Here is a 10152-nt window from a genome sequence, read left to right on the forward strand (position 1 = left end):
GCTCGCCGTCGCTATCGAGGAGCCCGCGCGAGGGAGGAATATGGTAAGCATCCGCTGAAGACCGCTGAAGGCCGCAGGATTGGCAGCTTAGCCTATAATGGGTGCAGAATGCCGTCGGATTTGAGCGTCTCAATGGCGTTGACGAGAGTGAGGCCGCGATGCAGGCGGAACCATTCTCCAGTGTGGCGATGCCACTGGATGTCGAAGCGATCCCGGCTGATCCAATCGAGGCGAGCGAAAGGGGCATCGAACTCCTCGCCGAGATTTTCCGAGAAGCCGGAGCGATAGCGCTGGATGAAGCGATAGTTGGCGCCGCGCCATTTGCCGAGAATGTCGACCGGATAGTTGAACTCCGTGGGCCGGATCACAGGCAAGAAGCGCGGCCTCAGGAATTCGCCGATCAATCGTTCGCAAGCCGCGGTGACGCTGACTTTTTCAGCTTCAGAGATTGTGGCGGTCGGCTTAATCGGCTTCCGCATGCCTCACCATCGTCTTGCGTTTGGCGTGGTCGAGATATGAGCGACCTTGTTGGGCATGGTCAGGCCGCCAGCGCCGACGTGCGGACGGACCTGGGTCGCCAATTCCACGGCAGCAACTCGTTGAGCCGGTGAGCAGGATGGCCGGCGATGCGCGCAAGGACGTCTGCCAGCCAGGCCTGCGGATCGACGCCATTCATCTTGGCGGTGACGATGAGGCTGTACATGGCGGCAGCGCGATGCCCGCCGCGGTCGGAACCGCAAAACAACCACGATTTTCTGCCGAGGGCGATACCGCGAAGGCCACGCTCGGCTGCATTGTTCGACAGGCAAACGCGCCCGTCATCGAGGAACAACGTGAAGGCCGGCCAACGTTTGAGAATGTAATTGATCGCCTTGGCCAGATCGTGCCCCCGCGCGAGTTTGACCAGTTGCTCGCGCAGATAGGCCTGGAGATCCTCGATCAACGGTCGGCTCAGTTTTCGCCGAGCCGTCATGCGTTCGGCGGCGCTCTTGCCATTGATTGAGCGCTCGATCTCGAACAACGCGTCGATGCGGCGCACGACCTCGATGGCGATCGGCGAGAGCGGGATTTCCTTCTTCCCGGCAGCCTTGCGGCGCGCGTTCTCCTCCAGGTCCGCCATGGCGAAGAATGGCCGACGCGCATGCACCCAACACGCCGCCTCTCGGATAGGACCGGGCTTGCGATCGCCAAGATACAGTTTGTTGTAGCCGTCGTAGGCGTCCGCTTGCAGGATTCCGGCATATCCCGCCAGATGGGCCTGCGGGTGTTCGCCTTTACGATCGCGCGAGTAATAGAAGATCGCCGCAGGCGGTCCGGCGCCGCCGAACGGCTTGTCGTCGCGCACATAAACCCAGCAGCGTCCCGTGTCGGTCTTGCCTTTCGCCAGCACGGGCACGGTGGTGTCGTCGCCGTGCAGACGCTCGGCCGCCATGACATGCGCCTCGACCAGCCGCCGCAGGGGATCGAGCGCCGCGCAGACGGAGCCCATGGCGTCGGCCATGGTCGACAGCGCGATCGGCGCGCCCTCAAGCGCATAGCGCTCGGCCTGGCGGTTCAACGGCTGGTGCTGGCCGAACTTTTCGAAGGCGATCATCGCCAACAGGCTCGGCCCCGCCCATCCCCTCGCGATGACATGGAACGGCGCCGGCGCCTGCGTGATCTTCTCGCAGTCCCGGCAGGAGAACTTCTCCCGCACGGTCTCGATCACCTTCCACTGGCGCGGCGTCGTTTCCAGCGTCCGCGTCACGTCCTCGCCAAGCTTGCGCAAACGCGCGCCCCCGCAGCATGCGCACGTCGTTGGGGCCTCGACCACGATACGTTCGCGCGGCAGGTGCTCGGGGAATGTGTCGCGCTCACCCCGTCGACGCGTAAAGCCGGGCACCATCGTTGTCTTGGCGACCGCCTGCTCCGCCGCCAGTTCGTCTTCCGTGGCGCTGGCCGCCCATTCCTCGAAGTCGAGCGCCAATTGATCGATCAGTCGCGCCGATCGTTCCGAGCGCTGTCCGTAGATCTGACGCTCCAGTTTGGCGATCCGCAGTTTTTGCGCCGCGATCAACGCCATGTCTTCCGATGCCTTCGCCCGTGCGACCGCCAGTTCCGCTTTAAGCGCGGCGTTTTCTTCTGCAAGAGCGGTGCTGGCGGCGTCCATGATGCAGAGTGAATCACAAATCGAGCGATTCGAGGCGCCCCAAAATGCGTTCGACCCAAGATTTTTTCGCTCTATCCGGCGCTGGTCGGCCGCCATGTCAATTGCGGATTTCTCCAGTCGATCCCTTCCAGCATGCAAGCCATCTGCGAAGCTGAGATAGAGACGACGCCATCTCTCGCTGAAGGCCAGATGAACTTTCCCCGGTCCAGTCGCTTGGCGTAGAGCGACAGCCCGACGCCGTCGTGCCAGAGAATCTTCGCCAGATCGCCGCGACGACCTCGAAAGATGTAAAGGTCGCCAGCGTGAGGATCGCGCTGCAACTGCTCCTGAACCTGAAGGGCCAAACCCTGCATGCCTCGGCGCATGTCCGAGTGACCCATCGCGATCCAAACGCGGCATCCAGCCGGTATCGGGATCATGCCCGCAACGCCTTCAAGGCCGCCGCAATCGCTGACGAAGGCGCGCCAGCGTGGATCCGCACACGCGCCTCCTTCAACTCCACCTCAATCACGGCAGAACCCGAGCAACTCGATGATGTCGACGAGGAAGGCGCGGCTGGCGCCGCCTCAATGATAACGGGCGAAAATCCGCAGGCGTCCGCTTCAGCAGCTTGGCGCATCTCCCGGCGCCATTTGAAGACAAGGCTGGTGCAAACGTCCTCGCGACGCGCCACTTCCGCGATCACCGCCCCGGGTTCAGAAATTGCTGCGAGAATCCGCGCCCGGTCTTGGTCGCTCCATCTCCGACGGCGCTCTGCGCCGGAAATCAAGTCATTCGCCCCATGCTGTGCAGCTAACCTCGCTCATAAAGCCGACTTAGCTATGCAGCATTGCTCTCTCCTCAATTTCCGCAAGGCGGTTCCCGCCGGAGGAATACGATGAGGGGGGGGTGGAAACGGAGCTACGGCTGAGCCACTAAGGCGCCGCCAGACGAAAGGGGCGGCAAACAGACATGCTCAACCTAAAGCCACCGCGCCACACTCCTACTCTACGCCTTGCAGACCGTCACGCCTCCGCGGCGATGGTCTCAACCTGACCCAAGGCGGTAATTCGCCGGTCGCACTGCAAAGGTCTCAATGGCTGCGGAAAGCTGACGTTTCCTCGTTCACGGTCGACATGCCTCTCCACGACCATCAAAACCTGGCTGTCGCTGTATCGCAGCCTAGCATCGCTACATACGTGCCCGTGGCAGCTTACTTACCGTCAATGTCGGGGACGGCGGCGGCGGCGTTGCCGCCTTGCAGGTCGATGTCGACCTCGGCGATCCCGCCGTTGTATTTGAACGGCATCCGATCCGCATAATCTTCGAGAATGGGCGTGCCGCGATCGTCGCCGATATCGAGGGTTTCATCGACCGAGTAGATGAAGGGCACCGTACGGCTGATGGTGGTTTTGGCGACTTCGGCGCCGTCCACCTTGAGCACATAGACGCCGCCCTTGCCGAATTCGCCCTTCTTTCCGTCATAGGCGAATTCGACGCTCACCACATGATCGCCGGGCGTCAGCTTGTTCGGGCCATTGAGCCGAATGCCGTCGTTGGGCTGCTGGGTATTCTTGTAGGCCCAGACGGGCTTGCCATCCAGCACGACCAGACCCCAGCCGGCGAAGCGTCCGCCCTGCGTGACGACGACGCCCTCGGCGCCCTGTTCGGGCACATTGAGCTTCGCGGTGATCGTATAGGAGGTGTTCTTGACCGTCGGCGCGGTTCCCTCGGGAATGCGAACCGTGCCCTGGTGATAGACAAAATGCGAGCGCCCGCGGGTCAGGCTGGGCTTTTGGAAAACCGCCGCAAGAGTCGCCTGCGGGCTGAGCACAAGCGGCAAGGCGTTATTCCGGCCGGCTTCCGCCCACCAAAGCTCCTCCATCTGCTTGAGCTTTTCCGGCATGGCCTTGGCCAGATCGGCGCCCTGCGAAAAATCCTTGTGGAGGTCGTAAAGCTCCCAGTTGAAGCTTTCGGGCGTAATGCCTTTGGGTTCCGGCTCCCAGGCGAAAACAAGCGGTGTGGTCGAGGCCATCCAGCCGTCGTGATAGATGCCGCGATTGCCGAACATTTCGAACAATTGGGTGACGCGATGGCTCGCCGCCTTGGCGTCGTCCCAGGTATAGGCCATCGAGATTCCGTCGAACGGCAATTGCTTGACGCCATTGATCGTTTCCGGCGCCTGGACCTTGGCGGCTTCGAGAATGGTCGGCAGGATATCGGTCACGTAGTGAAACTGTTCGCGCAAGCCTCCGACGTCCTTGATATGGCCCGGCCAACTCATCACCATGCCGTTGCGCACGCCGCCGAAATGGCTGGCATAGCGCTTGGTCCACTGGAACGGCGTGTCGAAAGCCCACGACCACGGCACAGGCATGTGGTTGTAGTGCAGCGGCCCGCCTAGTTCGTCCTTGATCGAATAAAGATAGTCGAAGCTCTCTTTCGCGCCGTTGCCAAGGACGGCGATCTCGTTTGCCGTTCCTTGCAAAGTGCCTTCGGCGCTGCCGCCGTTGTCGCCCTCGATGAAGATGACCAGCGTATTGTCGGACAAGCCTTCCTGCTTGAGCGATTCGATCACGCGACCGATGTTGTAATCGTCATAGGCAAGGAAGGCGGCGTAGATTTCCGCCATATGCGAAAAAAGTTCCTTGTGCTTCGCATCGAGCGAGTCCCAGGCCGGCATGTTCGCGGGACGCGGCGTCAGGATCGCATCCTGCGGAATGATTCCGAGCTTTTTCTGGCGCGCGAAAGTCTCCTCGCGCAACTTGTCCCAGCCCTGATCGAACTGGCCCTTAAACTTGGCGATCCACTCTTTCGGAACGTGATGCGGGGCGTGCGAGGCGCCGGGAGCATAATAAGCGAAGAATGGCTTGTTCGGCGCCAGCGCATGCTGCTGCTCGATCCAGTGAATGGCCTGATCCGCGAGATCGGCGTCCAGATTGTAGTTCGCTTTGGCCGCTCCGGTGAGCTTCTCCTTGGGTTCGACGGGACTTGTATTCTCGAAGACCGTCGGATCCCACTGGTCGGTGTCGCCGCCGATGAAGCCGTAAAAATAATCGAACCCGAGTCCGGTGGGCCACAGGTCGAACGGGCCGTCGGCGCTGCTCTGCCAGGCCGGCACGTTATGGTTCTTGCCGAACCAGGCGGTGCTGTAGCCATTGCCGCGAAGAATTTCCGCCACTGTGCCCGCGCTCTTGGGCATCAGGGAATCATAGCCGGGGTAACCGAGGCTGCGCTCCATGATGATCCCGGTATGCACGGTGTGCTGGTCGCGCCCGGTGATCAGGGCCGCGCGCGTTGGGGAGCAGAGGGCGGTGGTGTTGAACGCGTTGTATTTCAGTCCTTGGGCGGCAAGCGCTTCGAGAGACGGTGTTGGAACAGGTCCGCCGAACGTGGCGGAGGCGCCGAAACCGACGTCGTCGGTCAGAATGACGAGAATATTCGGCGCGCCCTCGGGCGCCTTCACCGGTTGAGGAAAATCCGGCTTCGAATCCTCCGTCGTCCGCCCGATGATTCCTTTGAACACCGGGTCCGGGTAAGGCAGGATGGAGACATTCGGCGGCCCGCCATTGCCGGCTTTGGCGCTTGCACCTTGAGCAAGCGCCGGCGCCTCAGACGCGAGCAGGCTCAAGGACGCCGCCAGCACATACGAAAAATGTCTTTTCATGATCGATGGTTCCGATGCGTCAGTTGGTCATCTTCAAATCAGGCTTTCAGTCCCAATCGACGTGGCGATCCTTGGCCGGCGCGATCATCGTCTTGGTCTTCGGCGTCATATCGGGCCCCATATCGATGGTGACGCTCTCCAGCTTTCCATTGAACGCAAATGGCGCTTCATAGGAATGGCTGACCGGCGTCGCGATATTGCGGCCGATCTGCAGGCCATAGCCGGTGATCGCGCTGTATTGACCGGCGACCTTGATATCCTTGATCTCCCCGACCGTTTCCCCGTCGACCGATAGGACGATGTCGCCGGTATAAAAGGCCGGCTGTTTCGACGCCCCGGTCGGATGGAATTGCACACTCAGCTGATGCTTGCCGGGCGGCACGGGTTTCGCCGAGGCGACGGTATATTCATGCGTTTTCAGGTAATTATGGGTGTAGACGAGCTTTCCCTCCTTGAGATAGAGGCTCCATCCGCCGAACTCGCCGCCGCTGCAAGCGAGCACGCCTTCCGCCGACGAATTGGCCAGCTCCACTTTGGCCGTGATCCTGTGGTCGACGCCAAGGATTTGCGGCGCCGCGAGCGGATGCAGGATCGACGTGCCGGGATAGAACACATAATGGCTGCGCGGCAGCGCGGCGACCGGGCGCGACGGATCGGCGACGCGTTCATAGCGCCGGTCGTCGAGCGGAAGGACGCTGTTCTTCTTGGCTTCCTCAAGCCACAGCGCCTGCAATTCCTTCAACTTTTCCGGATTCTGTTCGGCGAGGTCATGGGCCTGCGAGAAGTCCTCGTCGGTATTGTACAGCTCCCATTTGTCGTCCGCCCAGTCCTTGCCCTTTTCGTGCCAGGTCACGGCCGTCCAGCCGTTGGCCCAGATCGCGCGGCTGCCGAGCATTTCGTAATATTGCGAGGTTTTTTTCGTCGGCGCTTTCGCGTCGTCGAACGTGTAGGCCATCGACACGCCAGACAGCGGCATTTGCGCCACGCCATTGATCGAGGTCGGCGCCGCCAGGCCGATCACTTCCAGAATGGTCGGAACCACATCGACGATGTGATGGTACTGGTTGCGGAAAGCCCCTGTGTCCTTGATCCGCGCCGGCCAGGACACGATGAAGGGATCGGTGTTGCCGCCGGCATGGGTGTCCTGTTTCCAGCGTTTCAGCGGGGCGTTGCCGGCCGCCGACCAGCCCATTGGATAGTGCGGGTCGGTTTCAGGCCCGCCGAGTTTTTCCAGCATCGTGCTCATTTCCTCAACGGTGTCGGGGAAATAATTGCGATAGCGGTCGGTATTGGCGGTGCCGTTGCGCAGGCCCTCCTGCGAAGCGCCATTGTCCGAAACCACGATGATCAGCGTATTGTCACGCAGGCCCATGGTGTCGAGCGCCGCCGTCAGGCGTCCGATCTGGGCGTCGGCGTGATCGAGAAAGCCGGCGAAGACTTCCTGCAACCGCGTATAAACCTTGCGCTGGGCGTCGCTGAGATCGGCCCAGGCTTCGACGCCCGGATTGCGCGGCGGCAGCTCGGAATTCGCCGGGATGACGCCCAGTTTCTTCTGCCGCTCGAAGGTCTCTTCGCGGACCTTGTCCCAACCCTGGTCGAACTTGCCCTTATATTTTTCGATGAAGGCCTTTGGCGCATGCAAGGGCGCGTGCGCCGCGCCGAGCGCCAGATACATGAAGAAAGGCCGGCCGGTATTGGCCTGCTGCTGGTCGCGAATATCGGAAATGGCGTGATCGACCAGGTCCTCGGACAGGTGATAGTCGGGACGCTTGGGCGTATCGATGAAATGATTGTCCTGCACCAGCAGCGGCGCCCATTGATCGGTCTCGCCGCCGAGAAAACCGTAATATTTCTCGAAACCCATGCCGAGAGGCCAATGATCGAAGGGGCCCGCCGAGGTGTAAGCGGTGTAAGGCGTCAGGTGCCATTTGCCCAGGGCCATGGTGTTGTAGCCGTTCTGCTTCAACACTTCGGCGATGGTGCCGGCGCTTTTGGGGATTGACCCGTTGCTTCCCGGATAGCCCGTCGCCGCTTCGGTGATCGCGGCGAGGCCGATTTCGTGATGGTTGCGGCCGGTCAACAAAGCGCCGCGCGAGGGCGAGCACAAAGCCGTGGTGTGGAAATTATTGTAGCGCAGCCCTTCGGCGGCGAGACGATCGAGGTTCGGCGTATGGATCGGACCGCCATAGGAAGAAAGCTGCCCGTAGCCGACGTCGTCCAGCACGATGAGGATGAAATTCGGCGCGCCGGCCGGGGCCGTGACCGGCATGGCCGGACCGAAATCGGGGACGGACTCCTTGTAGGTCTCCCCGATCTTGCCTTTGAACTCGGGCGCCGGGACGGGGAGGATTTCACGACTCACGCCCGATTCCGCCGCATGACTTCCCGCCGCCGCAAACAGGCCCACAGCGAGCGCCACGCTGAATGCAGCCGATCGATTCAACGTCAGTCGAGAGCCAATGCTGGCCACCACATCGCGAACGACCGACAGCCCTGATGCGGGCGGCGCCATAAAATCGCGTATCGCCATTTCCGTGTCCCTCCCCGGGCAATCTTATTTCAGTTCCACGGTGACATCATGGATCGTGCCGGTGAAGGCGAAGGGCGCCTTGTCGTGATAATCTTCCGAGACCGTCGCGCCCAAATCCATGCCGATGTCCATGGTTTCGGTCGCGGAAAAACGCCCCGGCACGACATTGGCGATCTCGCCTTCGCCCACCAGCTGGCCATTGATGAAGAGCTTCGCCGGTCCGCCGGTGCTTTCGACAAATTGCTTGAACGGCTTCTGCTGGTAGTCGAGAACAACTTCCACTTCGCCCATTGGCAGCGGCTTGTCCGACACGACGCGATAATGCGCTTTGCCGAAGAAGTTATAGTCGTAGATGACCTTGCCGTCCTTCACATAGAGCGTGTAGCCGGCGCTGCTGCCCCCCGTCGCGATGAGCACGCCTTCAGTCTTGTCGTCCGGCACGGTGATCCTCGCCGTGATCTTGTGCGAGCGCTGGTAGATCGGCGGCGCGCTGCCCTCGGGAATGCGCGTCGTTCCCGCCGCATAGGTGAAGGACGTCCGTCCCTTCACCACCGAAGGCCGGTCCGGATTGATCCCGCGTTCGACGAAACGATCGTCGAGCGGAAAGACCTCGTATTTGCTGGCCTCCGCGTCGAACAAAGCCTGCAACTCCTTCAGCTTGGTCGGCTCCTTGTCGGCAAGGTCATTGCCTTCCGAAAAGTCCTTGTTGACGTTGTAAAGCTCCCACTTGTCCAGGGCGAAATCGTGCGATCCGGTTAGAACCCATGGAACGCCGTGGAACGCCGTGGCGACCCAGCCATCCTTGTAGATCGCACGGTGGCCGCCGGTTTCGAAATATTGGACATGGTGGGTCGTCGGCGCCGCCGCGTCATTGAACGAATAGAGCATGCTCACGCCGGCGACCGGCTTTTGTGCAACGCCATTGACCTTTGCCGGCGCCTCCACGCCCGTTGCTTCATAAATGGTCGGGACAATGTCGATGACATGGTGGAACTGGGTGCGCAGGCCGCCCTTTTCCTGGATGCGGGCCGGCCACGACACGACGAGGCCGTTGCGGGTGCCGCCGAAATGCGAGGGGACGCGCTTCATCCATTGGAAGGGCGAGGAGCCGGCCCAGGACCAGCCGACCGGATAATGGTTCTCATGCAGCCGACCGCCGATCTCGTCGATCTCCGGCAATTGCGCTTCGACCGTGTCGGGGATGCCGTTCTGGGTCATCATGTTGTTGAGCGTGCCGGTCAGGCTGCCCTCAGCGCTCGGCCCGTTGTCGCCGGCGATATAGATGATCAGCGTATTGTCGCCGTCGGGCAGCGCCCTGACTGCGTCGAGCAGGCGGCCGACATGATAGTCGGCATGGGCGAGGAAGCCGGCAAAGACCTCCATATGGCGCGCGTAAAGCCGCTTGGCGTCGGGCGACAGGCTGTCCCAGGCCTCGATTTCCTTGGGCCGCGGCGTCAAAATCGTGTCCTGCGGCACGACGCCGAGCTGCTTCTGCCGCGCGATGGTCTCTTCCCGGACCTTGTCCCAGCCCTGGTCGAACTGGCCCTTGAACTTGTCGACCCATTCCTTGGGCGCGTGAAGCGGCGCATGGGCGGCGCCGGGAGCGAAATAAATGAAGAACGGCTTGTCGGGCGCGATGGATTTCTGGCGATGGATCCAGCTGATCGCGTCGTCGGTGATGTCTTCGGTCAGGTGATAGCCCTGCTCGGGCTTTTTCGGCGGCTCGACGGGCGTCTCGTTGCGGAAGAGTTGCGGCTCCCACTGGCTTGTTTCGCCGCCGTGGAATCCATACCAATATTCAAAGCCTTCACCCGTCGGCCAGCGCGT

At 61.6% G+C, this 10152-nt stretch carries 7 protein-coding genes; all 7 read right to left on the reverse strand.

Features of this window, described 5'->3' with window-relative positions; all coding sequences use genetic code 11:
• Positions 1-92: 92 nt before the first annotated feature.
• The gene (locus ACLP2E_RS21770; RefSeq protein ID WP_442467098.1) at positions 93-479 is read right to left on the reverse strand and encodes a DUF3024 domain-containing protein; all 387 of its coding nucleotides are present in this window, start codon (positions 477-479) and stop codon (positions 93-95) included.
• Positions 480-538: 59 nt separating this feature from the next.
• Positions 539-2149: an IS66 family transposase gene (gene tnpC / locus ACLP2E_RS21775; protein ID WP_442467099.1), complete on the reverse strand. Its 1611-nt coding sequence runs from the start codon at positions 2147-2149 to the stop codon at positions 539-541.
• 71 nt (positions 2150-2220) lie between these two features.
• Complete coding sequence (gene tnpB / locus ACLP2E_RS21780; protein WP_442467100.1) at positions 2221-2568, reverse strand: IS66 family insertion sequence element accessory protein TnpB; 348 nt, start codon at positions 2566-2568, stop codon at positions 2221-2223.
• A complete protein-coding gene (gene tnpA, locus ACLP2E_RS21785; RefSeq protein WP_442467101.1) occupies positions 2565-2918 on the reverse strand; it encodes an IS66-like element accessory protein TnpA in 354 nt (117 codons plus the stop codon). The genes tnpB and tnpA overlap by 4 nt, the downstream gene beginning before the upstream one ends.
• A 423-nt stretch (positions 2919-3341) precedes the next feature.
• Positions 3342-5795 (reverse strand): arylsulfatase, encoded by a 2454-nt coding sequence (locus ACLP2E_RS21790; RefSeq protein ID WP_442467102.1) that lies wholly within the window; start codon positions 5793-5795, stop codon positions 3342-3344.
• 46 nt (positions 5796-5841) lie between these two features.
• Positions 5842-8325 carry an arylsulfatase gene (locus ACLP2E_RS21795; RefSeq protein ID WP_442467103.1) on the reverse strand — a complete coding sequence of 828 codons (2484 nt, stop codon included), beginning with the start codon at positions 8323-8325 and terminating at the stop codon, positions 5842-5844.
• A 24-nt stretch (positions 8326-8349) separates the two neighbouring features.
• Positions 8350-10152: arylsulfatase (locus tag ACLP2E_RS21800; protein ID WP_442467104.1), on the reverse strand; the 1803-nt coding region annotated here is incomplete at its 5' end.

The sequence above is a fragment of the Rhodoblastus sp. genome (genome assembly GCF_052145335.1).
GTDB lineage: Bacteria > Pseudomonadota > Alphaproteobacteria > Rhizobiales > Beijerinckiaceae > Rhodoblastus.